This is a genomic window from Pedobacter sp. R-06 (assembly GCF_049913135.1).
In the GTDB taxonomy this organism is placed as follows: domain Bacteria; phylum Bacteroidota; class Bacteroidia; order Sphingobacteriales; family Sphingobacteriaceae; genus Pedobacter.
In genome coordinates this window covers 376,921-401,732 of record NZ_CP183977.1, presented here as the reverse complement: position 1 = coordinate 401,732, position 24,812 = coordinate 376,921, and the positions used below count along the sequence as shown (strand labels likewise).

At 39.1% G+C, this 24,812-nt stretch carries 20 protein-coding genes; 10 read left to right on the top strand and 10 right to left on the bottom strand.

Translation table 11 applies throughout. The features are described from left to right. Positions 1-55: 55 nt before the first annotated feature. Entirely contained in the window at positions 56-1,849 is a 1,794-nt protein-coding gene (locus ACN9MR_RS01610; protein ID WP_426327935.1) for a cytochrome-c peroxidase, read from the top strand. A gap of 219 nt (positions 1,850-2,068) precedes the next feature. On the opposite strand, the gene ACN9MR_RS01605 is transcribed toward ACN9MR_RS01610, so the two are convergent. After that, on the bottom strand, positions 2,069-2,752 hold the full coding sequence (locus ACN9MR_RS01605) for an arylesterase (RefSeq protein ID WP_426327934.1): 684 nt from the start codon (positions 2,750-2,752) through the stop codon (positions 2,069-2,071). A gap of 104 nt (positions 2,753-2,856) precedes the next feature. On the opposite strand from ACN9MR_RS01605, the gene ACN9MR_RS01600 reads away from it, so the two are divergent. Next, positions 2,857-3,549, top strand: a complete 693-nt coding sequence (locus ACN9MR_RS01600; RefSeq protein WP_426327933.1) for an ABC transporter ATP-binding protein — start codon at positions 2,857-2,859, stop codon at positions 3,547-3,549. Beyond that, the gene (locus ACN9MR_RS01595; RefSeq protein WP_426327932.1) at positions 3,539-6,073 is read left to right on the top strand and encodes an ABC transporter permease; all 2,535 of its coding nucleotides are present in this window, start codon (positions 3,539-3,541) and stop codon (positions 6,071-6,073) included. The genes ACN9MR_RS01600 and ACN9MR_RS01595 overlap by 11 nt, the downstream gene beginning before the upstream one ends. A 104-nt stretch (positions 6,074-6,177) precedes the next feature. On the opposite strand, the gene hxlA is transcribed toward ACN9MR_RS01595, so the two are convergent. Together hxlA and hxlB are read right to left on the bottom strand one after the other, a co-directional pair. Then, positions 6,178-6,810 (bottom strand): 3-hexulose-6-phosphate synthase, encoded by a 633-nt coding sequence (hxlA, locus tag ACN9MR_RS01590; RefSeq protein ID WP_426327931.1) that lies wholly within the window; start codon positions 6,808-6,810, stop codon positions 6,178-6,180. Between the two features lie 30 nt (positions 6,811-6,840). Continuing rightward, on the bottom strand, positions 6,841-7,470 hold the full coding sequence (hxlB, locus tag ACN9MR_RS01585) for a 6-phospho-3-hexuloisomerase (protein ID WP_426327930.1): 630 nt from the start codon (positions 7,468-7,470) through the stop codon (positions 6,841-6,843). Between the two features lie 205 nt (positions 7,471-7,675). On the opposite strand from hxlB, the gene ACN9MR_RS01580 reads away from it, so the two are divergent. The 3 genes from ACN9MR_RS01580 (at position 7,676) to ACN9MR_RS01570 (ending at position 10,125) form a co-directional block, all read left to right on the top strand. Next, complete coding sequence (locus tag ACN9MR_RS01580) at positions 7,676-8,539, top strand: helix-turn-helix domain-containing protein (RefSeq protein ID WP_426327929.1); 864 nt, start codon at positions 7,676-7,678, stop codon at positions 8,537-8,539. 92 nt (positions 8,540-8,631) lie between these two features. After that, positions 8,632-8,814: a hypothetical protein gene (locus ACN9MR_RS01575; RefSeq protein WP_057934142.1), complete on the top strand. Its 183-nt coding sequence runs from the start codon at positions 8,632-8,634 to the stop codon at positions 8,812-8,814. Between the two features lie 21 nt (positions 8,815-8,835). Continuing rightward, a complete protein-coding gene (locus ACN9MR_RS01570; protein WP_426327928.1) occupies positions 8,836-10,125 on the top strand; it encodes a gluconate:H+ symporter in 1,290 nt (429 codons plus the stop codon). Positions 10,126-10,617: 492 nt separating this feature from the next. On the opposite strand, the gene ACN9MR_RS01565 is transcribed toward ACN9MR_RS01570, so the two are convergent. From ACN9MR_RS01565 to ACN9MR_RS01555, 3 genes are read right to left on the bottom strand one after another with little or no spacing between them, the layout of a single operon-like run. Continuing rightward, positions 10,618-13,065, bottom strand: a complete 2,448-nt coding sequence (locus ACN9MR_RS01565; RefSeq protein ID WP_426327927.1) for a TonB-dependent receptor domain-containing protein — start codon at positions 13,063-13,065, stop codon at positions 10,618-10,620. Positions 13,066-13,094: 29 nt separating this feature from the next. Beyond that, a complete protein-coding gene (locus ACN9MR_RS01560; RefSeq protein WP_426327926.1) occupies positions 13,095-15,023 on the bottom strand; it encodes a M56 family metallopeptidase in 1,929 nt (642 codons plus the stop codon). Positions 15,024-15,052: 29 nt separating this feature from the next. Continuing rightward, positions 15,053-15,442, bottom strand: a complete 390-nt coding sequence (locus ACN9MR_RS01555; protein ID WP_215131694.1) for a BlaI/MecI/CopY family transcriptional regulator — start codon at positions 15,440-15,442, stop codon at positions 15,053-15,055. Between the two features lie 343 nt (positions 15,443-15,785). Here ACN9MR_RS01555 and ACN9MR_RS01550 point away from each other — a divergent pair, with 343 nt between their 5' ends. From ACN9MR_RS01550 to ACN9MR_RS01540, 3 genes are all read left to right on the top strand, one after another. Further along, complete coding sequence (locus tag ACN9MR_RS01550) at positions 15,786-16,460, top strand: hypothetical protein (protein ID WP_426327925.1); 675 nt, start codon at positions 15,786-15,788, stop codon at positions 16,458-16,460. Positions 16,461-16,908: 448 nt separating this feature from the next. Then, a complete protein-coding gene (locus ACN9MR_RS01545; RefSeq protein ID WP_426327924.1) occupies positions 16,909-17,973 on the top strand; it encodes a response regulator in 1,065 nt (354 codons plus the stop codon). Positions 17,974-18,401: 428 nt separating this feature from the next. After that, a complete protein-coding gene (locus tag ACN9MR_RS01540) occupies positions 18,402-19,028 on the top strand; it encodes a hypothetical protein (protein WP_426327923.1) in 627 nt (208 codons plus the stop codon). 358 nt (positions 19,029-19,386) lie between these two features. Here the strand turns inward: ACN9MR_RS01540 and ACN9MR_RS01535 are convergent, their stop codons facing one another. After that, positions 19,387-20,241, bottom strand: coding sequence for an NAD(P)-dependent oxidoreductase (locus ACN9MR_RS01535; RefSeq protein ID WP_426327922.1), 855 nt, complete (start codon positions 20,239-20,241; stop codon positions 19,387-19,389). Positions 20,242-20,409: 168 nt separating this feature from the next. Between ACN9MR_RS01535 and ACN9MR_RS01530 the strand changes: the two genes are divergently transcribed. Next, complete coding sequence (locus tag ACN9MR_RS01530) at positions 20,410-21,513, top strand: DNA alkylation repair protein (protein ID WP_426327921.1); 1,104 nt, start codon at positions 20,410-20,412, stop codon at positions 21,511-21,513. Here the strand turns inward: ACN9MR_RS01530 and ACN9MR_RS01525 are convergent. From ACN9MR_RS01525 to ACN9MR_RS01515, 3 genes are all read right to left on the bottom strand, one after another. After that, complete coding sequence (locus tag ACN9MR_RS01525) at positions 21,502-21,960, bottom strand: NUDIX domain-containing protein (RefSeq protein WP_426327920.1); 459 nt, start codon at positions 21,958-21,960, stop codon at positions 21,502-21,504. The genes ACN9MR_RS01530 and ACN9MR_RS01525 overlap by 12 nt on opposite strands. Positions 21,961-22,192: 232 nt before the next feature. Next, complete coding sequence (locus tag ACN9MR_RS01520; RefSeq protein ID WP_230145617.1) at positions 22,193-22,384, bottom strand: hypothetical protein; 192 nt, start codon at positions 22,382-22,384, stop codon at positions 22,193-22,195. Between the two features lie 71 nt (positions 22,385-22,455). Further along, a complete protein-coding gene (locus ACN9MR_RS01515) occupies positions 22,456-24,540 on the bottom strand; it encodes a glycoside hydrolase domain-containing protein (RefSeq protein WP_426327919.1) in 2,085 nt (694 codons plus the stop codon). Between the last annotated feature and the right edge of the window lie 272 nt (positions 24,541-24,812).

Below are 24,812 nucleotides of genomic sequence, written 5' to 3'. Positions count from 1 at the left end.
CCTTTCGGCAAACGCTGGAAGGGATTTTTCTATTTATTTCAACCCCTATCCAAGCATGTTTAGCCTAAAAAAAATTATTTTTTTCATTTTACTGATTACCCTTACTACACTATTATCCATTTTCTGCAAAACGGAAAACAGATCAAATGCAGAATTGGTAAAAGCAGATTTTGATAGACAGCTTATTGAATTTCAAAGTATTATTGACAAAAAATTATCGATAGCTGTTCAAAACAGGGATGAAAAAGCAATTAAACAATCTTTTCTACAGGCAAGAATAAAATATAAACAGCTGGAGTATTATATCGAATATTTTTTCCCTTCAACTTCTGTGCTGCTTAACGGTGCACCAATTGATGAAATTGAACTGGGCGAAAATCTCATTGAAAATCCAACAGGCTTTCAGGTAATGGAAGAAATTATCTACGAAGACCCAACAACTGAAAACAGAAAAGAATTAGGCAATGAGGTAAAAAAAATGCAACTCAACCTGCAACGTGTTAGCCGCTTTAATGAACAGTACCAGATTACCGATGCGCAATTATTTGATGCCATCCGTTTAGAAATTTTCAGGATTACCAGTTTAGGCATAACCGGTTTTGATACCCCAAACGCCTTACAATCGATACCTGAAACGGCTTCGGCATTACAAGGAATAGCAAATGTACTGGCAAAGTATGAAAACGATGCGCCAGATAAATTGATACCTTCAGCGATAAGCTACCTGGATAAAAATACCGATTTTGATCATTTCGATCGTTTGACTTTTATAACTGAATATCTTGATCCGATCAGCAAACACATCAATTTACTTCGTTTAGAAAAAAAAATACCAACGGCAGCCAGCGGCAGCGCACTTCGTGACGATGCAACAAGTATGTTCCAAGTAAACGCCTTTAACGTAAACAAATTTGTAGGCAACAGCACGTTATTTATCAACGATGATAAAATTGCACTAGGAAAAATCTTGTTCAATGATGCGGTACTTTCTAATGGAAATAACCGGAGCTGCGCCAGCTGCCATCAGCAATCACTCGCCTTTACCGATGGTTTGCCCAAAGCAACAGGAATATCAAAAGGACAATCGCTACTGAGAAATACACCAACTTTAACTTATGCTGGTTTACAGCGCGGATTTTTTTATGATTTAAAAGCAGGAACCCTGGAGGATCAGGCGCTTGATGTGGTTCATCATAAACAGGAAATGAATGGTTCACTAACACAGGCTGCAACAAGAATTAATTTATCAAAAAATTATCTAACCTTATTTCAAAAAGCTTATCAAGATAAAACGACGAAAGCCGATCCATGGAAAATCCAGCATGCATTGGCATCTTATATCCGTTCGTTATCTCCGTTTAACTCCCGATTTGACCGCTACATGCAGGGAGATAAAAAACAGTTAACTCAAGAAGAAAAAGAAGGTTTTAATCTTTTTATGGGAAAAGCCAAGTGTGGAAGTTGTCATTTTGCGCCCTTATTTAATGGTACCCAGGCACCTCTCTTTATTAAAAGTGAGGCAGAAGTTTTAGGCGTACCTGCTACTACAGATACTTTAAAACCTAAAATAGATGCCGACTTAGGCCGATATGCCCTTTATGCCTACCCGCAATATAAACATGCATTTAAAACTTCGACCGTAAGAAACATCACCAAAACAGGCCCATATATGCACAATGGTGTTTATAAAACCTTAGCGCAGGTGATGGATTTTTATAACCAAGGTGGTGGCGCTGGCATGGGTATCAATATTAAAAACCAGACTTTATCTGCCGATAAGCTGAACTTAAGCAAACCGGAGATCAAACAGATTATTGCATTTTTAGGCACATTGGAAGATCTTCCATAAAATAGCCCTCATTTGTCACAAAGTGATCCCTGTGGAGAAATGAGAATGATAATCGACCTAAAACCCTACTGCATTAAGATTCCCGCCTGCGCGGGAATGACGATCGACTTCGCCCCTCATAACAACTCTGTACCCTCTGCGCCTTTTTCTTTGTGGCCTCTGCGGTTAAAGATGGATGAGGAAATTAACCCTACCCCTTTATGATTAAAACTGTTTAAACTACAACAAATCCTTCAGCACTACCCAAACATTTTCGGCAAGGATCTTATCTCCTTGGGCAGTTGGGTGTATACCATCGGCCTGGTTTAATTCAGGAACACCGCCTACCTTATCCAATAAAAACGGGATCAGGGCCATTTGGTTTTTCTTTGCCAGATCAGGAAACATATTTTTAAAGTCGGCAGCATATTTTGCACCCATATTTGGTGGAACCTGCATACCAGCCAATACCATTTTAGCATCAGGGTATTTAGCTTTAACCCGATCAATAATCGCCTGAAGGTTTTTAACCGTTTGCGATACAGGCAAGCCACGCAATCCATCATTAGCGCCAAGTTCGAGTACAAAAACATCCACACGCTGTTTAAGCAACCAATCAATCCGCCCTTTTCCGCCAGCAGAAGTTTCGCCGCTTAAACCACCATTAATTACTTTGTAAGGCATTTGTAAAGAATCGATCCGATTTTGGATCAATGCCGGGTAAGCTTCAGTTGGATCGAGCCCATAACCTGCGGTTAAACTGGTACCAAAAAAAAGGATATTCTTCTGCTCAGTGGCCACAGCAGCCGTTTTTTGGTCAGTCGAATCTAAAGTTTTATCGGTATTGCTTTTATTTTCGCGGTTTCCGCAGCTTAGTAGTACAAGGCTCAAAACAAATAGCCCCATTAATCGTTTTCGTAACATATCTAAGTAATCTATATCTAATTATCGTTTAAACCATTACCTTAACAGGCAGCGCCTGGTTATGTTTGGCCATAATCTATACGCAAACCCTAAAAATTCAGCTATTGGAAAGCATATTGAACATCCGAAATGTAAGCAAAATTTATCAAAGTGCCGGACGGGAACTCACCGTTTTGGATAACATTAATTTTTCGATAACAGCAGGCTCAACGGTAGCCATAACGGGCCCTTCGGGAAGCGGAAAAACAACCTTACTTGGTTTATGTGCCGGATTGGACAGAGCCAGTAGCGGAACGGTTGAACTGAACGGTATTGCCTTAGAGAAACTGAATGAAGATGAAAGGGCAGCGATCAGAAATCAATATGTGGGTTTCATTTTTCAGAACTTTCAACTGTTGCCCACTCTAACTGCACTCGAAAATGTAATGGTGCCATTGGAATTAAGGGGAGCAAAAAACATCCGTGCACATGCACTGGAATTGCTGGATAAAGTTGGTCTTGCCGACCGCTCCCATCACTATCCTGTACAATTATCAGGTGGTGAGCAACAGCGCGTTTCGCTGGCAAGGGCATTTTCGAACCAACCGGCTATTCTTTTTGCAGATGAACCTACCGGAAACCTTGATGCAGAAACCAGTGAAAAAGTAATCAAATTACTTTTTGATTTAAACAAAGATGCAGGAACCACACTGATCATCGTAACACACGATCTTGAATTGGCTGCCAGAACAGCAAGGAGCATTAAAATTAAAGGCGGCGTAATCATTTCAGACGAAAACCCAACTTATGCCGAATAGCCTCCCAAAACAATCTATTAAGTTTTCGTGGCTGTTTAAAATGGCCTGGCGCGATAGCAGGAAAAACCGTGCGCGCTTACTGCTCTTTATCTCATCTATTGTTTTGGGCATTGCCGCCCTTGTTGCGGTTTACTCGTTTAAAGATAACCTGCAAAAAGATATCGATGCACAGGCAAAAGAACTTACTGGGGCCGATCTGGTTTTAGATAGCCGGAAGGGGGTAAGCAAAGCGATGCAAAAAATGCTCGATACACTTGGCGATGAACGATCGCAGGAGAAAACCTTTGCTTCGATGATCTATTTTCAAAAAGGCGGAGGAAGCCGTTTGGTACAGATGAAAGCCCTTGAAGGGAATTACCCTTATTATGGCACAATAGAAACCATTCCGTTAGCTGCAGCAAAAGATTTTCAATCGGGAAGAAATGCATTGGTAGATCAAACCCTGATGCTACAGTTTAATGCAAAAGTTGGCGATTCGGTAAAAATAGGCGATCTCAATTTCAACATACTGGGCACTTTAACCAAAGCCCCGGGCCAAACCGGTATTGGTGCAAGTATTGCCCCTACGGTTTATATTCCACTACAAATCCTCGATAAAACCAATTTGATTAAAACCGGAAGCCGGATCAACAATAAATTTTATTTCAGGTACAATGATCCATCCAAGATAGATGAATGGGTAAAAAAGCAGGACAGTAAATTAGAAAAAGAAGGCTTTGATGCCGATACGGTTGAATCGAGAAAAGAACAGACCGGAAGATCGTTTAAAGATGTAAACCGTTTTCTGGCTTTATCTGGTTTTATCGCTTTGCTGCTGGGTTGTGTTGGTGTAGGTAGCGCTATCCATGTGTATATCCAGGAAAAGTTAAGCGCGATTGCAACGTTAAGGTGTTTAGGATTAAAATCACGTCATGCATTTTTAATCTACCTTATCCAGGTCTTTTTCATTGGCTTAATTGCCGCTGTTTTAGGGGCAGTTTTAGGCACGGGTATACAATTTTTGCTTCCACTGGTATTAAAAGATTTTCTACCTGTAGAGATCACCATGCAGGTTTCGTGGCCAGCTGTTGGTCAGGGGTTATTACTTGGTCTCATCATCTCAATCCTCTTTGCCCTTCCCTCACTTCTATCCGTTAGAAGGATTTCGCCATTAAATGCCATCCGGATATCTTTCGAAAAAGCAACAGGAAAAAGAGATCCGCTAACCTGGTTGGTATATCTGCTTATGGCGGTATTTATTACGGCTTTTACGCACTTGCAGATGAAAACATGGATACAAACGCTGGCTTTTACCGCAAGTATTGCCATTGCTTTTGTGCTGTTGATCGTACTGTCTAAACTGTTGATGTTCCTGGTGCGAAAACTCTTGCCCAATTCATCCAGTTATTTATGGCGACAGGGCTTTGCTAACCTTTACCGGCCGAATAACCAAACCTTGATGCTTACCGTTTCAATAGGCTTATCAACTGCATTTATCTGCACCTTATTTTTTGTTCAGGGGATATTAATGAGTCGCGTTACACTTTCATCAGGCGCCAACCAGCCCAATATGGTGATGTTCGATATCCAGAATACGCAAAAAGAAGGGCTAGACAGTTTAACCAAAGCTTTCAAATTGCCGCTCATGAACCAGGTGCCTGTTATTACCATGCGCATTGAAGAAATTAATGGGAAGAAAGCCAGTGCAGATACCAATAACAGAAGGGCTTATCGCAACGAAATCAGGGCTACCTACCAGGATACTTTAACCGCAGCGGAGAAAATTACAGCGGGCAAATGGACCGGAAAAATAAAACCCAATGAAACGGTTTATATTTCATTAGATCAGCGTTATGCACAGCAGATTCATGTTGAGCTGAATGACAAAATTCTTTTTAACGTGCAGGGTATGATGATCCCAACTGTTGTTGGAAGTTTGAGGGAAGTAAACTGGAGCCGGATGCAGACCAATTTCAGGGTTGTTTTTCCGGCAGGCGTATTAGAAGAAGCACCACAGTTTCATGTGTTGATGACCAGGGTACCATCTGGCGAAGTTTCAGCCCGTTTTCAGGGAGAAGTAGTGCAAAAATTTCCAAATGTTTCAGTTATCGATTTAGATCTGGTATTAAAACTCTTAGATGAGCTGTTAAGCAAAATCGGTTTTGTGATTCAGTTTATGGCCGGTTTTAGTATGGTTACCGGTTGGATTGTTTTAATATCTTCAGTATTAACCAGTAAAAACCAGCGGATAAAAGAAAGTATTTTATTGCGGACCATGGGTGCAAGTAGAAAGCAGATTTTAGCCATAAACGCCATTGAATATTTCTTTTTAGGAGCCTTTGCAGCAGGCGCCGGATTAATTTTAGCGATAAGCGGAAGCTGGGCATTGGCTAAGTTTACTTTCGATGCAACCTTTGTGCCTCCATTTGTACCAACCTTATTGTTATTTGGCTCAATTGTTCTGCTTGTTGTAATTACCGGTGTATTAAGCACAAGAAGTATCCTGAACCAGCCGCCGTTAAAGATATTGAGAACAGAGAGTTAACTTATGGTAAGGCAATCTAATAAATAGCCCCTATCATTAGGATCGTAAAATATAATCTGTTGGCATAAACCAAGGGCCTATGCTAACAGATTATCCACTAATAACTATACAGCATCAATTGCTTCGCGAAGTGCCTTTGCTGCAGCAGCAGGATCTTCAGCGCCATAAATTGCAGCACCTGCAACGGCAACTATAGCACCTGCCTGTATAACTGCGGCAACATTATCAATATTTACCCCACCAGCAATAGAAACCGGAACTCCAGCTCTTGCAGCCTCATCGATAAGCACCTGAATAGAGTAACCAGCCGTCCACTGTTCATCTAAACCTGCGTGTAGTTCTACAAATTCAACACCTAATGCGGTAACCTCTTGTGCTCTTTTAACACGGTCAGGATAACCAATGGTATCTACCACTACTCCTTTTCCATGTGCTTTTGCCGCTTTAACAGCACCAATAATCGTTGCATTTCCTGCAGCCCCCATTACGGTAACCAAATCAGCTCCTGCTTTAAATGCGATATCAGCTTCTAATTCGCCCGCGTCTGCAGTTTTTAAATCTGCAAAAACCAGTTTATCAGGATGTGCAGCTTTCATTGCAGTAATTACTGTAGAACCCATATTCTTGATCAGCGGAGTGCCCAATTCAATAATATCTACGTATGGGGCTACTTTTGCAGCCAGTGCTAATGCTTCTTCAGTTGTTAATAAATCTATTGCTACTTGTAATTTTGCCATGATTCTATTTTATTTATAATTAATTAATTGTTATTCAAGATTGGCGTGTCTCTTCCATAATGTTTCTGCAGCTTGTCCGCTCAGTTTCCAAAGTGATTGAAAAACGGCATCACTAAGTAAAAGCAAAAATTGCTCGAACAGGCTTCCTGCATACTGGGTAGATATTTTTGCACTGCGGTCTTCTTTTTCTGCTGCTGGTACCAGTACCACATGGCTGGCCAGTTTTGCCAGTAACGATTCTGCATTCGTAGTAATGGCTACAACTTCTGCACCTACTGCTTTTGATTTTTCTGCTGCCCTTACAATCGATCCGGTTGATCCTGAACCCGAGGCAGCGATTAATAAATCGCCAGTTTCAATTGCCGGACTTATGGTATCGCCAACATAATAAACAGTAAGCCCAAGATGCATTAAACGCATTGCTGCTGATTGCATGGCAAAACCGGAACGGCCTGCCGCAGTAATAAAAATCCGTTTTGCCTGCTGAATGTGACATACAAAAGGGATCAACTGGTCTAATTCCATCTGTCTGGCCAATCGGGTATTCTCCTCAATAATCTTATCCAGGTTCATTTGCAGATCCCAGGCCAGCTGCTGGTTATCAAGGCTATCTATCGCTAACTGGCTATCCTTATTTTCTACTGGTGCTTTTAAATCCATTTTACACGCTCTGTTTATTTGCCCAAAGGTATGACGGCTCTTTACAAGCATGGTTATACATTTAGCCACTTATATGGGACAATCAGGAAACATATCGCTGCAAAAGTCATCCATTAGCCATATTAAAAGCACTGTTTCCGAATAGTCCACCATAATTATCCGTTAATCCAACCGGTCAAAAATTAAGTGGTTAACTTTAACCATCATGAGTTTATCACCCGAAGCAACACATCTGGAAAAATCCATTATCTATATCCGCGATCTGAGCAATTGCCCGCCTAGCTATCTTAATGATCCAGGCAGAAAAGAGTTCTTCGAAATCGTTTGGTTAAAAAATGAAGAGCCCTTACACGCACTGCAAGTATCAGAATTCGACAGTAAAGGAGACTGGATTTACCTTATCCCTCCCTACCGCGTACACCAGCTTAACAAAGCTGGTAAAAACGGTGTATTAATGTCTTTTAAAAGATCTGTTCTCGAAGGGGAAGAAAAAGAATTCCTCCTCGATCTGTTTAAGATTTTTAATGTTCAGGGCGAATTTTCCTGTTTAAGGCTAAATCAGGAAACCGCTGCAGAGCTCAGCAATATTTACAAATTAATTGAGGATGAATACCATAAGGCTGGTAATACTTTTATCATTACCAAAGCACTGCTGAAGGTATTTTTATTAAAACTGATCCAGGTAAAAGAACACGAATTTACCAGCCACGATGTACAGCAAAAAAGAGTTTACGAATTTTTGATGTTACTCGAAAGCAATTACCAGCAGGTTAGGAATACCGATTTCTACGCCGGTAAGATCGGCATCAGTTCCAAAAGGTTAAATCAGATTTTAAAAGAAAAACTAAACAAAACAGGAATGCAGATCATCCACGACCGCATCATCCTGGAAGCGAAAAGGAAAATCATCCATAGTGCGCATACCATCAAAGAAATTGCATATGAACTGGGTTTTTCAGACCGACCTTATTTTAGCCGTTTCTTTAAAAAACAGACAGGCCAAACGCCCGAAGAATTTCAAAAAGAGGCAAGAAACCACATCGAATCAAAATTTAATACACTGGTCTAAAATGATAGGTTCTGAATTCGATTTTAATTAAGCAGTTCCTGTTTAAGTTTTTCTTTTATGCAGCTTTTGGCAAATTATAATACTTTTACATTATGATCAGATTAAACAGTGATACGCCGAGCGATATTCTTCAGGATGTGAAAATCGGCGATATGGTAACCGATACCTTTAGCAAAACAGGCCTCGTTGAAAATATAGAAATTAGTGATGATGGCCTGTACCGGGTTTACGAATTTCATCTCGTTACCGGCAGAACCATTACCGTTAAAAAATAAATTACCATAAACCCTAACCAAATGTCATTACTTATCCTGCTCTTCGGTATCCTCTTGCTTTTTGTGCTGATCCTGAAAAAGATCAACCCAATGATTGCCCTAATTGCTGTGGCGATTATTACGGGTCTTTTATTGGGCATGCCTGCCACAAAGGTAATGACATCTATCAGCAATGGTATAGGCAGCACATTGGGCAGCATGGTAATGGTTTTGGCCCTCGGGGCGATGATGGGCAAATTGATTGAAGATAGCGGATCGGCAAAAAAGATCGTTTTCATATTAATCGGGGCTTTTGGCAAAAAGAACATCCAATGGGCCGTGCTGTTAACCGGTTTATTGGTGGGGATTCCTTTATTTTACAATGCAGGTTTCGTGGTGTTAATCCCATTGGTTTTTGCCATTTCGGCCACAACAGGATTATCAAAATTATATATTGGCATCCCAATGGCCACAGCCCTTTCGGTAACACACGGGTTTTTACCGCCTCATCCAGGTCCTGTTGCACTAGCAGGTATCTTCCATGCTGATATTGGTAAAACATTAATTTATGGTTTAACTTTAAGCGTACCTATTGCAATTATTGCCGGAATCTATTTCCCGCGATTGATTCTCAAACGGGATCAATCGGTAACTGTTCAGCACTTCAGTATCAACGCAGAAGAAAACCTTCCTTCTGCTTCAAGGAGTTTCATTACTGCATTGCTGCCGGTATTTTTAATCATCGCCGGAACACTGGGGAGTAGTTTTAAAATCGACTATATCGGTAAACCGCTGTTTATATTTTTAGCCGATCCTACCGCTGCTTTATTAATTTCGGTTATTATTGCTTTAGCGGTTCAAAAAACCTCCATAACAAAAGCAATGGAATCGTGCGCCGAGGGTGTTAAGAGTATTGCCATGATTATCCTCATTATTGCAGCAGGCGGTGCCTTTAAACAGATTTTGATCGATAGTGGTATGGGCGAAACCGTAAAACAACTTACTGGCGGTCTAAATTTATCGCCATTATTACTGGCCTGGTTAATCACCGCATCACTTCGGGTAACCCTGGGTTCAGCAACGGTGGCCGCACTAACCGCTTCGGGTATGGTACTCCCTTTAATTGGGCCCGGAGCACCACCAGAGTTAATGGTTTTATCGGTTGGCGCTGGGAGTTTGATGTTTTCACATGTAAACGATACGGGTTTCTGGATGTTTAAAGAATATTTTAACCTAAGCCTGAAAGAAACCTTTCGCACCTGGACAATGATGGAAAGTTTGGTTTCTGTTTTAGGCCTTGCTGGCGTGTTGTTATTGAACCAGTTTGTATAAGGGAATGATGGAGTTGTCAACTTTTAATAGCCATATCGCTGGTAAGTTGACAACTCTTATCAAGAGCCTATAGATCCATCTAATTTATTCTGCCGCGGTTAGGTAAATACCAGTTGGTAAGATTTTTTTTGGAAAGCAATTGCAGCGGCTTTTAGGCTAAAACAGTCCCGCTCTCCATTCTTTTCGATGAAGAATCGAAACCACTTCGATCGGGTTTAGAAACTTAAAACAGTGCTTCTATTCAGGGTAAAATAAACCCGACCGACAGCGTTATCCTGATTCCTTCTATCAGGATTAAGCAAAGGGCGGGACTGGCGGAACCGAAGCACCACAGGCACTGCTTTCCAAAAAAAATAGTCAACGCTATAGATCCCTCCATTTCGCTGCGCTTTCGGCCGGGATGACAATTCTTGAGCTTCCACTTGAAGGACTGCCTTCACCCATCGTTGTAAGATTGCTTCGTGCCTCGCAATGACGAAACTATCTAAAACCTTAATTCTTCACCCTGTTCTTTTCTGCATCGGCACCAGAAGATTCGTGTTTGGCTGGCGAAGAAAATGCCTTCCCAAAACGATAACTATAACTCAACACAACCGATCTCGAATCCTGACGGTTAACCCAGTTTGCTTCTGTGTTTGCCAGATTGTTGATTATACCATTATAAACACGGGTTCTGAAAATATCGTTAGCAGTTAATTTCAATGTACTTTTTGCTGAAAGTTTTTTCTGCACCGCTGCTCCGAACTCATGTACTTCACCCAATAAAAACTGTACATTAGATAGTTTACTCTGATAACGCATATTTAGCTCTGCATTCCACGTCGGGCTGATTTTGAACTGCAAATTCGGGTTTGCTCTTAAATAACTTCCGTTGGTAACCAAAAAACCTGTGTAGAAATCTGTTTTTGAAACTATTTTTGCATACTCAACATAAGCATTTAGTTTAACCCATTTGGTGAGGTCGATCTCTGCATTTACCGAAACATTGGCCACTCTTGTTTTGCCCACATTTGCTGGCCTGCTGTAATAGGTACCGTTTAAAATTTCGATGGTTTCGTTCACCTCATCCCTCACCCAACTGTAACCAAAAGTGGTGGTAATCTTATTTTTATAAGTGTGAGAAAGTTCGATACTTTGTGTAAAAGAAGGCTTTAAAAAAGGGTTGCCAACATAATAGGTAAATTTATCCAGGGGAGAAAAGAATGGATTGAGGTCCTGATAATACGGCCGATCGATCCTTCTTCCATAATTCAGTCCCAGCTGATTGTTTCCTGCAGTATCGAGTTTATAAGAGAAATAAAGCGTTGGGAACAAACTGTTATAGGTTCTTTTAAAACTCGAATCGGGTTTGATCAGATTCCCTAACTGATGTCCGTTAGAAACCGTGTTTTCATACCTTAAGCCAGCCTGGAGCGAAAACCGCTTCCCTTCCCTGCTCATGTTCAGGTAAACCGCATTGATGTTTTCTTCATATAAAAAGTGATTGCTCTTTTCATAATCAGCGCTGGTTTTCCCGTTCGCCGTATTAAAGTAATCGGCAATGTTATCGGTTTTGGTATAAGCAGTTTTAATACCTGCATCTAGCTTCCACTTATTTTCCAGTGGATGCGAATAATCCATTTTAGCGGTATAAATATCAATATTTGAAGGCAGATTACCTGTTAAAATATCCTGGTATTTTAAAGTTCCGCTAGGCAGATAACTGAAGTTGTAGTAAGTTTGATCGGTTTGATTGCGATAAAGCAGATAATCCGCATCAAAGGTCAATTCCCTTCCTGCCTGCTTAAATTTGTGCCTGTAATTTAAATTTACACCCGCATTCTGATATTTAATCTGATCGATATTTTCAGCCCTGATAACCGAATCTAACTGCATCGAAGCATTAGACAGATTACTGGTATTGTTGTTCACCTGTTTCGAAATCCGGTTCATTCCGGTAAGTACAATACCCCATGTGGTTTTCTCAGAAGCATAATAATCAAGTCCGGTTTTTAAATTAAAAGTATTGCCGTGCCTACGGAAATAAGAATTCTGATTAAAGTAGGATTTGGCACTACCATCGTCATTTTTATATTTTCTGTTCAGATCGAGATCGGTAAAACTGTTGTTCAGATTATAACTCAGGTTACCAAAAACATTGATCTTATCCTTGCGGTAATTAAAGTTGAAACTGTTGTTCGAGCGACTTAACTCCCCCTGGTTCAAACTCAGGTTAATCCCACCATTAAACCCAGCGGTTTTGGTTTTCTTGGTTTTGATATTGATTACCCCTCCATTTCCTGCAGCGTCATATTTGGCAGGCGGATTGGTCATTAGCTCAATCTGATCAAGCGAAGAAGAAGGCAGCGAACGCAGGTAATTATCCAGGTCGGCACCCGATAAATAAGTTGGTTTATCATCAATAAAAATAGCCACTCCACTCTTGCCTTTGAGCGAGATTACCCCATTCTGATCTACATTTACCCCTGGCGATTTACTCAGCACATCCAGTGCAGTTGTACCTGCATTGGAGATCAAAGCATCAACGTTAACCACCGTACGGTCAATCTTTCGTTCTACAAAAGCCTTTTGCCCCGAAATATTTACCTCTTTTAAATTGGTTGCTCCAGCTTTGATCTTAATATCAGCCAAATTGATAACAGCGCTATTGGCAGTTAAAACCAAGGTATCGGTCTGGTAAATAGGCGAACCTACAACCGATACCTTGATGAGGTATTTTCCATAACCAAGCTTATCGAAACTAAACAACCCATCCTTTTCGGTGAAGGTTGTTTTAACCAGTAACGAATCTTTAAGCAGTGCAGCAGTGGCAAATTCTATGTTTTTCCCATCGGCATCCAATACACGACCGTAAATTCTGGATGGAGGAGTTTGGGCTTGAGCAAAGGTAAGGGCAATATTCATCCATACGGCTAAAAAAGCCATGAGCTTAAATTTCATGATGTGAATTGGATTAGCGCTTTTAGAACTTAGTTTTTGTTGTTTTCGATCAGGAAATTATACATTAGCGAATGATTTTCGTTCTTCAAAAACCTTTGCTTGTATTTCTTCTGCACATCAGCATTTTGTTTTACGCCATTTACAATTAAATCGTCTTTATTGAGTTTGTACGACAATTTATTAGTACTGGTAATAATGCCGTCTTTCATCAATTCCTGATTAATTTCGTTGGTATAATCATGTCCATCTCCGTTGGTTACGGTTTTCGAGATAACCGTACGCTGCACACCTGTTCGGGTGCTTGTTTTTTGGTTATATACAGGTGGCGTTGGGGGTGTAGGTGGAGCTGATGGAATACTTGGAGTTGGCGGAACTGGAGGTACCGATGGTACAGCATACGCTGCGCGAGGTGCTCTTGGTGCTCTAGGTGGGCGCGGCGGACGTGGTGCTCTTGGTACACGTGGGCCATCGCCACCTTTATTCTCCTGAACCCATTTAGCGTCTTCCTTTGCCCATTTATCAACTTCCTTTGTCCACTTGGCATCTTCTTTTGCCCATTTTGCGTCTTCCTTAGCTAATTTAGCATCTTCTTTAGCTAATTTCTCGTCAGCGATACGGAGTTTTTCATCGGCTATTCTTGCTTTGGCGTCTTCTTTCCGCATTCTTTCATCCGCTACTGCCTTTTTGGCATCATCTTTTCTGGCTTGCTGATCAGCAATTTCCGCTTTTACATCTTCTGCCGTTTCTCTGCTCTTGTTTTTTTCGTTTAACTGTTTCAATTGACGATCCATTTTCGAATTGATTTCCTTTTCTAATTGATCGGCAGATTTTCCTTCAACAGGTTTAGATTTTTTAGCTGTATCCTGTAAAACTTGTATTGAAGTAGCTATTTTTTTTCTGGTAACTGTTTTTGCATTGCCAATACTTTTAAAGGCGGCGCTGCAAACCACAACCGATACCAGGGCGATGGTTAATATTGTCTTTTCCATTTTGTTTAAAGTTGAATTGGTATTGAATAACATCCTGCTTGCTCTATGCAGCAGGCTACCTTTCCTACCCGTTATCGCCATGGCATAAGCAGGTGCACGCTGCTTAAATTCCTGACAGAATATGAGGGCCTGAACGTAGTTTTTGCGATCGCTTACACAGGTAATGGCCAAATCATCACAGCAATGTTCGCGTTCTGTTTTTATTAATTGTGATACCCAAAGTACCGCTGGGTTAAAGAAGAAAACGATTTCGATAAAACTTTGTAATAGGTTTACCAGGTAATCTTTACGTTTAATATGCGCCAGTTCATGAGAAAGAATAGCCTCAACTTCTGCATTTGACAGACCGGTAAGCAAACCTAATGGAATTAGGATTAAGGGTTTAAAATGCCCTACAACCATTGGTGCCTGTGCAATACCCGACTGCATCATTTTAACCGGTTGACTTAAACCTAATTTTTCGGCCAGCATAGCTAACTTTTCATCCCACTTTTTACCTGCAGCATAGGTTTTATGTTTACGCAAATGATATACACCGTTTAAACCTACCATTAACTGGATGCTTTTTCCGCATATAATTAAAAACCAGATCAGTACAATCTGATAAGCGTATGCATTCCATAAAGAAAGCATTTTGTTCAGTCCCGAATACATATCATGCTGAACGTTTGCAATTACGGGCTGATCGGTGGCCCCATTTGGGAGATTAATTATAACCTGATCAGCTATAGAACCTATAGGCTTTTGCAGTTCTTTGTAAAAGGTAAAAAATATTGCCACAACAAACAACGCTAAACATATGGTAAGAAGGTTATAGCGCATTGCCGCACTTGCTTTTCGGGTAGTAAACATAACCAAACCAGCAAGCAAGGCCAATATTACCCCAAGCCATAGCGAGTGGAACAAAGTAGCCCCGAGGGCATGAAGCCAATTTTCGGGCAAAAGGTTAATTAACTTAAATTCCATCATTGTGGTTCTTTAGAATCTGTTATTATTAATTATTCCATGCTATCCAATAGCCGCTTTATCTCTTCTATTTCCTGTTTAGAGGTTTTTTCGTTACCCAGAAGCTGCATCATCAATTGTGAAGCAGATCCTTTATACAGGGTATTTACAAAACGGTCTAACAACTGAACTTTGGTTTTCTCCTCAGCCTCAACAGGAATATAAATGTGTTTCATTTGGCTTTCATCACGTTTTAATATCCCCTTTTCGGTTAAGATCTGCATCTGCTTTAAAGTTGAGGTATAATTCACCTCTCGCTGTTCGTTCAATTTATCGTTTACAAACCGAACCGTAGATGGACCGAATTCCCATAATACCTGAAGAATTTCTAATTCAGCTTTAGTAGGTTCAGGCAGATTATTTTCAGTTTGATTAAGTTTCATAAACTAAAGGTACGATTTATTTCGTACGATACAAATATTATGTTTATTATTTTTCACTAAAGTAAATAAATATCTGATTTTTAATGAATTAAAAATAATTTACTATTTAAATCATCTGATAGCTATGTAATATATCTTTAGAACCAGGCAATTTTATTACCCAACCAGATCTAAAAAACATAAACAATGTTCGAATAGAATACGGCTTTGACAACAATCATTAATCGCCTTAATTCATATCAATGGAAATAAGGTAACGCTTAAGCAAATTTGGGAATCAAAATCTATCCTATGTCCGCATATTTTTGTTCATGGTTACATTTTATCGCTTATATAAATTAAGATGACAGATAAAATAGATACCATCTATATTCTGTTTATCAGATATTTGATATTAACAGTAATTTACCTCGTGCTCTTGGCCATTTTTGGTGAATATTATTTTTTTATCAGGTTTAATATCGAGATCTTAAACCTTGATAGCTTCGCCGACCTTTTATTATCACAAAGAGGGCTTTCGCATTGGGAAAAATGCGCTTTTTTAGTTTTTCTACCATTTATCATTACTGCAGGGTTTATCATTCACTACTGGATCTACGATATAACCAACCAGCCGTTTACCAGAAATTTTGCCTTTCTGATCGGCATATTGCCATTTACGTTTTTACCATTTCTCATCAGCTTTCAGGATATTAAGCTCTTATTGGTATTGCCCGGCATCGCCCTTTTTCTTTTACTGTTGTTATGGATTATTCTTTTTCATGTTAGGATGTTTCAGTTCAGCTACCTGTCATTTCATTTATTCATCACCTGCTGCCTGATCACAACCTTTGTTGTACTTGGAAGGATCGATCTGGAAGCACAGAATTGTTTAAACAATAAAAAACATACAAACACCCTTAAAAACTTAAACTCACCGCCCGTAGATAACAGTATTATTTTTATCGGTAATACAACATCTTTTGAGTTTTATTACTCACCTACACAACAAAGGAGTATTATCCTTCCTAAAGACTAAAAAACGGTTATTTGAACTAATTTCCAGCATTAACGAAACTTTTTAACCAGTTGTTTTGCCATATTGACCACAATCAAACATATATTTGATAATTATCAAGCCTTTTATCCCTCATAATAACGATTTTTATTGGATATTTGTCTATTAATCCCTATAAAAACCTTTAATAAATGCCTTTTTTAAAAATGCTTGTTAAAAAACTGTATCATTTTTTTAACAAAGCCTGCAGCATTATCTTCACTTCCGTCAGGATAATTTTTCCGCCCAGCGACTGAAGTTTTTTCGCTACCCAATTATTCCAATTGTCTATCTTCTTTTCTCGCAGACCTTAATTTAGTCTATCGAAAAGCTTTAAATAACGTATCAACAAGGTCCGGAAATCAGGCTTAACACCTGTTTTGCCAATCTAAAGGAAACTATTGCCTTCAGGATTAAACATAAAATTTAAATGGAGGGATCTAAAATCTTGATTATACTTGAGGATTTCGATCTAAGGATAAAAATCACCGAAATACTAACAATCGGGAAATACAATGTAAAATCAACAAATAGCGGTAAGCAAGCAATCGACATTCTCAGAAAAAATCCGGTAGATGTAATTATTTCGGAGGTAAATGTAGCTGAAATGGACGGAATTGGGGTATTGCGTGTTGTTAATAAATTTATGGAAACTGCGGGCATCAGTTTTATTATGGTATTGAACAATCAGGATTATGACCTTGCCCGCAGAGTGATGGAATTGGGTGCAGATGGCTACCTCATGGCTCCTTTTGATGATGGCGAACTGCTTAATCATGTGGAGGTAAGGCTCAGAAAAAAAAGGTTTCAACATGAATTATTTTTAAAACGGCATACTCAATTAAAGAATATTCATAAAAGTGGCGATGAATTATCCTGGTTAAGATCAAGATTTGAAGGTTATTTGCCCAGATCTTTTAAAAAAAACCAGGTTCTCTATTATAGGGGGGAGAGAAGATCGCTCGGATTACATTATATTTTATCAGGAAAGATAAAAACCTATGTAGCTGATTCTGCCGGCAACATATTTATTACTGGCATTTATGGCCCGCACGAATATTTCGGACTTCAGGGCGCACTATTAGGTACTGAAAATAAGGAAATTGCAGAAGCCATCGATAGTGTTGAAATACTGACCATCCCTTATACCGATCTCCAGAATTTAATTACAGACTACCCAGACATGTTCAACTTTTTTGCTAAAGCTCTTGCCCATGGCTTGAACAACCGCGATGAAAAGCTGCTGAATATCGCCTATTACTCTGTAAGGAAGAGAATAGCAAAAGCAATTATTGAACTGACTAAACTAAACCACGATTCTGCAGAGAATAATAGAATTATGCTCCCCAGATATGATCTGGCATCTTTGATAGGCATTGCAACCGAAACACTAAGCAGGGTGCTTGGAGATTTCACAAGAGAGGGCTTAATTGAAAAAGACGGCAATAACATTATTATACTGGATATGAACGCTTTGAAAACAATGAAAAATTAGCATACGCTTATCTGGAATATCCAAATGAAAACTTATCATTCTCTTCACATTGTTACCTGGTTGTAGCGATGAGCAAGATCAAGATAAGTATTGATCAAAATCAGAGGAAAATTAATTTTTAATACAGAATTTAGTTGTAGCCGATCTTAAGTGAGGTTACATAATACCAAAAAGCGATCGCCGCACACGAAAATACTAAATCGTTTTAGAGTGTGTAAAGATGTTAAAAAGCTAATGCTTAGGGTGGACAGATAGTTTCTAACTAATTATCCTCCCCACAGCACCGTGCAGTGCCATTGAAACCAGATAAGAAACCATATCCGGTTAATTTGGGCATGAATGTGAGCTTTGGGCATGATCGGTTTGTAAATGTAATTTACTTAATAAAAAACAATCAATATGTTAACCACAAAACTTAATTAATCAACATGGAAGTAGACTACATCAAATATTTTTTAAAGGTATTTCTTCCATTGTTAGATCGGAAGAAAGATAGGGCAGCTATTCGCTTTATGTACAGACATACAGCCTTTCTTAGTATTCGCAAAGGGAAAACGCTTTTTAAGCCTAACAGTTCAGCTGCTAACGGTAGCATTATAATTGTAGCAGATGGCCTGGTTAATGGCTATTTAGTAAATGAAGAGGCCGAACAGGCCAATATATGGTTGGGCACAAAAGGTAGTGTATATATCCCAAATGGTTTTAAACAAACAGACGGCAACTTCAATCTTTTTGCCATAAAGGATACTATCGTTTTTTTGATAGACCAATCTGAGCTGGAGGAAGGCTGCGCATGGTATCCTGTTCTTGATTCGTTATTCAATACTTATCTTCTTCGAACTGCCATAGCTGATGTAAACAATAGAAACATCTTATTTAGAATGCAGAATACTGAAAACAGAATATCGCTATTTAAACGTATTTATCCTGGATTATTTGACCAAATCCCTATTGATCTGCTTCTCTCCTATCTTGATATTGATTTAAGCTTAACACCTAAGCAAAACCTGCAAATAAATAATGTTTATAGTTTGGATGTACTTAATAATTTCTAAGACCTAAGATTAAAAAGAGCAACTTCTCTGTTGGGCAATCACAAAAATGCTGTTGAATAATGCAGGATATAAATCGCATGTATTCAACAGCGGCGCTGATTAAAAATACCATTATTCATTAATCATCGGGAATAATATCTCCTGATGATATTTTCATTAAATACAGATCTGTTTCTTGTTATCGATCTGAAAGTTCGCCAGACGTTTAAAATAAACATCATATGCCGCTTAAAAATGTAGCGACTTACCTCATTTCATAACGTATACATGAAACTTTGTAATATCCCATCAATATATAACCATAGGAAGAGCTCTAAAATCTCCTATGGTTATCAACTTTAGTTTAAAAAGGATTGCCCTATTCTTTAAGCTGTTTAACTACTGCGATAATATCCTCTTCTCCATATTTTGAGGCTGCCGCTTCGAAAGTATTCAGTGCTGTTTTAGCCAATGGCGATGAAATACCTTCTTCTTTTGCCAGGTTCAAATCCTTTACAATATGTTTAAGGGCGAAAGCAGCTTTGTAGTTATCAGCAACAATAGCATCACCCTTAATTTTGGTAAAAATATTGCCGATAGCTGCATTATTGATCAATTCTAACAAATCCCCTGTTTTAATCCCTTGTTCATTAGCAAACAAAACGGTTTCAGCCAAGCCTTGTGCATATAAAGCCAAAAGCGAATTGATGGCAAGCTTTGCGCTGTTGCCTGCGCCATTTCCGCCTACTAGCTTAGCAAGTTTGCCCATTTTTTCGAGGATAGGTTTTACCTGATTAAAAGTAGTTTCTTCGCCACCGACCATAATAACCAACTGACCGGTTTCTGCCTGCTTCACACTTCCTGAGACCGGTGCGTCTAAATAAAAGTTTCCTTTTGCTTTACATTGCCTGGCCATTTCTTTTGAAATTGAAGGAGAAACCGTGCTCATGTTGATAATGATCCTACCTAAAGTTTCTCCACTAAAAAGACCTTCCTCTCCCTTAAAAATCTGTTCTATTGCGGCATCATCAGAAACCATAACCGCTATCACATCAGTAGTTGCAGTTAGCTCTTTAGGGGTTTCGGCAACCCGTGCACCCATTTCTTTCAGTGGAGCTTCTTTGCCCTTGCTCCTGTTATAGACAGTAACCGTATAGCCTGCTTTTATCAATTGTTCTGCCATCGGGATACCCATATTCCCTAACCCGATCCAGCCTATTTTTGTTGTATTCATTTCGCTATTTTTATAATAAGCAAATGTGCCAAAGAAATAGCTGAAATTCTAAATCGCTACGTAAAAATGATAGGATGAAATATTATTTGTTGAACCACTTAAAAATACTAATATTTTTAGTAAATTTACTGCGTTATAATAAAAAACATCTCCGTAATTACCAAAAATATGGCCAGCCCACTTAAAGATTTATATAATCCTGCTTTTTACGATAGATTAACTCATGCATTGGCGATTATCATCCCAGGTTTCGATAAAGCAAAATTTATCAGAAAGATTTTCACACCCGAATTTGAATCAAAAGAATTGAAAGAGCGGATGAAACATACCTCGAAAGTATTACACGATTTTTTACCAGCAGATTATCCTCAAACGATAGCGCTGCTTAAAAAAACAATTGCACAGCTAAGGATTCAGGGTATTGGAGATGATGGCCTCGCCTATATGTTTCTACCTGATTATATTGAAACCTATGGTATTGATGATTTCGAAGACTCTGCTGAAGCGCTCGAATTTGTTACACAATTTGTAAGCTGCGAATTTGCCGTTCGCCCTTTTATTTTAAAATACGAAAATGAGATGATTTTAAAAATGCAGCAATGGTCGCTGCACGAAAGCCATAAAGTGAGAAGGCTCGCCAGCGAAGGCAGCCGTCCACGCTTACCCTGGGCCATGGGTATCCCCTTTCTGAAAAAAGATCCGACATCTATTTTACCTATACTGGAAAATCTTAAAACAGATCCGTCTGAATATGTAAGGCGGAGCGTTGCCAATAGCTTAAACGATATTGCAAAAGATCATCCTCAGGTTGTTTTAAATATTGCGAAGAACTGGTCGGGTTTGGGCGCCGAAACAGATGCCATTATTAAACACGGCAGTCGTACATTACTTAAACAAGGTCATACCGATATCCTTAAGCATTATGGCTTAGATGATGCAGGAATTTTATTAAAAGATTTCAAAATCTTAACACCTCAGATCAAAATTGGCGAAAGCCTGGAGTTTTCGTTTTCTATTCTGAACGAAAATCCTTCCGAAAAGAAAGTGAGATTGGAATATGCCATTTACTATAAAAAGCAAAATGGACAGAACACTAAAAAGGTGTATAAGATTTCGGAGCGGATTTATCCTGCAGGTGCAGCAGTAAACATTATCCGAAAGCAAAAGTTCGTGCTGATTACTACACGTAAATTTCATCTGGGCGATCACCAGATTTCGATGATCATCAATGGTGCCGAAAAGGAAATTTCACACTTCGAATTAATGGCTTAGTTTAGATTTTAATTCATCAAGCAAAGCGCTCTGCTTTTCATTGATGTATTTAACAGCATCGGAGTAAACAAACCATTCAGCTTTATCTATTTCGGCAAAACTTTTCTTTTTACCCGATCGTGGCGGCCATTCTATTTCGAAAGTATTGCTAACAATTGTTGAAGGATCAAGATCTCCTTCCAAAGCCCAGCATAATACTTTTTTACCTCCCTTTTGCACAACTGGAGTTAATTCGATGAAATCGCCGGTTGGGCTTTGACCTGTTTCCTCTTTAAATTCGCGGATTGCAGCCGTTAAAGCTTCTTCACTTTCATCTAATTCTCCTTTGGGCACAGTCCAAAAACCAATATCTTTTTTGGCAAAGAACGGCCCGCCCGGATGAACCAGAAAAAATTCTATCTGCTGATTTTTTCTTCTGAAAAGCAATATTCCGGCACTTTGTTTCATAAGGGTAAGATATGCATTATATTTTGTCTCATCATGTTAGATTGTCATCCTGAGCCTGTCAAAGGACTAAATTAAATAGCCTTGGCACAGCATTTCGATGCTCAACGTGATAATGCCGATAGATTTTAACTTTTTGATCCTTCCTCTTCATATCAAAACAAAAGCAGCCAAGTTTTTTAAATCCTGGCTGCTTTATATAATCTGGTATGATAAGATTTTATTGGAGGCGCTTTTACAACAATCCGTACAAACCATGGGCATAATTCCTTAATGAAGATGATACCGTCTTCATCTTATCAGGAGATGGGCCTTTCACTTTATAGGCTTCTGGATGAAGTTCTAAAGGTTGTTCGTTAATTTGTTCTGATGTGTTTCTATTGCTTAATGTAGCATGCTGTTCTTCGCTTAATTTTAAAGGTGCCATGATCTTGAAATTTATACTAGAACAACAGGATTATCTGAAATTAGTTTGCGGTTTTTTGTAATTTTTTTAAATTATTTTACAAGACTCGAAATCCAGTTTTCTGTACCTGAAATTTTAACCGGCACGGCCGAAGCAACGATTTTCAATACGCCTCCGGCATTAATATCCTCTTGGGTGATATAGTTCTTTTTGAAAGGTTTTCCGTTGAGGAACGCAGCTTTGATATATTTGTTTTTCAAGCTAAAATTTTCCGTTTCGATGGTAAAAGTTTTTCCTTTAGGCAGGTTATAACTTAGTGAAGGAAATAAAGGCACATTTAAATAATAAATCGGCCACCCCACACAGGCAGGAGAAAAACCACTTGCAGCAAACACATACCAGGCACTCATCGCACCGGCATCGTCGTCCATCGTACGCAAATAGGCATGTGGCTGGTTTCTGTAAATTTTACCGATATAACTACCGATTCCGCGGCTGTTATCGTTAAAATAATTCTGGATTACCGTATCAGCCGCTAATTGATGCATCCAATACTGTGATTTATAACCAGACTTGGTGACATTATACATCAATGGTACCTGCAAATCTGGTTCATTGGCATGGTTGTATAAATCGCGCTCAAAAAATTCATCAAGTTTTGCCAGATAAGATTCCTCTCCCCCGTCCAATTCAATCAATCCTTTAAAATCATAAGGTACAAACCATCGATACTGCCAGATGGTGCCCTGGTATAAACCACGGGCCTGCATACGGTCGACATCGTTTTTGGTCATATCTTTAAAGTCCTTGTTCCAATATTTCTTATATTCTAAAGCTTTATTGAGATAAAAATCAGATTTTTCTTTATTCTTTAAAATTTTGAAGATTTCTGCAAGTGCCCAATTATCGTAACTTGATTCTAATGCCTTATCCGGAGATTTATAATCCAGGCCATTTACCTCTTTCACTAACGAATCGGCAATCTTGTTAAAATCTACCGGATAGCCCTTACGATAGGCATCAAGCAAAACCACAATGGCATGCTCAGAACGAACGGTATTTGAGGGCTCGTTTTGTCCGGCGTAATCTTTTTTGCCAGAGTTATACAGATCGGCAATAGAACTCACCATTCCGGCATATCTATCTTGTTCAATTAGCGAAAGTAAAGGTAACTGTGTACGGTAATTGTCCCAAATGGCCCAGCCGTTGTAGCGGATTTCTGTATCTTTCTGAATTTCGCCTTTTGTATTGCGATATGAACCGTCAGCTTCAGAAATCACATAAGGCGACTGCATGGTACGGTATAAAAGCGAGTAGAATAGCTTTGCACTTTCCAGATCGCCATTTACGGCAATTTTAGAAAGATTTACATTCCAATCGGCTTTGCTTTGTTCTTTTACAGTACCAAACGGATTTTTATTGATAGAAGCTTTTGCAGCTTCAACACTTACAGAAGAAAGTGCAATATTGATTCCTACCGAAGTTACCTCCCCTTTGAGCACGGCAATCATTTTATGATCGTCGATTACTTTCCATGATACATTATCACCAATTTCCATATAATAAAACAGCTTGTATTTACCTGCACCACAAGTTGTTTTCGAGGTAATCCATCCACTTATGGTATTGCCGTTTACCTCGTGCGATTCTGCTACAAAAGCACCATTAAAAGCATAACCTAAATCGAGATAAAAACCTTTTGCTCCTTTCGGGAATTGGTAGGCATGCTTCCCCGCTTTGCCCAATACGGTAAAACCAGCTTTGATTTTATTTTCAAAGCCTACTTCATAGTAACCTGGACTTGCTTTTTCAGCAATCTTGATCAGTTCTGACTTCGCCGGATCACTGCCTAAAAATGGTTTGATGAAAATATTACCACCCGAACCCTGACAGCCTACTCCTTCGAAACGGTTGTGTGTAAAGCCTTCAAATTTCTTCGCCAGGTATTCGTAGCCTGTATGCGTTTTAGGATAAGTCTGAGGACCGATGCTCAACATGCTAAAAGGAGCTGATGCTGCTGGCGACATCTGTCCGTGGTCTGCAGAAGATCCTAAAAACACGTTCACCTGATCTACAGGCTTTGCAGTTTTAACGGAAAAATATTGCGCTTTCTGCTGGGCTAAAACGTTTAATGAAAAAAGCGGCAATAAAGCCAATAATTTAATGGAAAACTTCATTATAGGGTGCTTGTTTGTAATGTGGCCTAAAATAACATTTTAACATGAAGTAGGGATTATGTTTTAGCTTCTTTACAAAAGAGCTTTTCTGATCGTCACCCTGAATTTATTTCAGGGTCTTTATGTTATATAAGGATGCTGAAATAATTTAACATTGCGAAGCATTATTGATGAAACTATTTTTCAATATCATTATTAATTCAATCTGAAAAAAAGGCATAAAAAAACCGTCCAAATGTAAAACATGGACGGCTTTAAAATAATTTTATCTA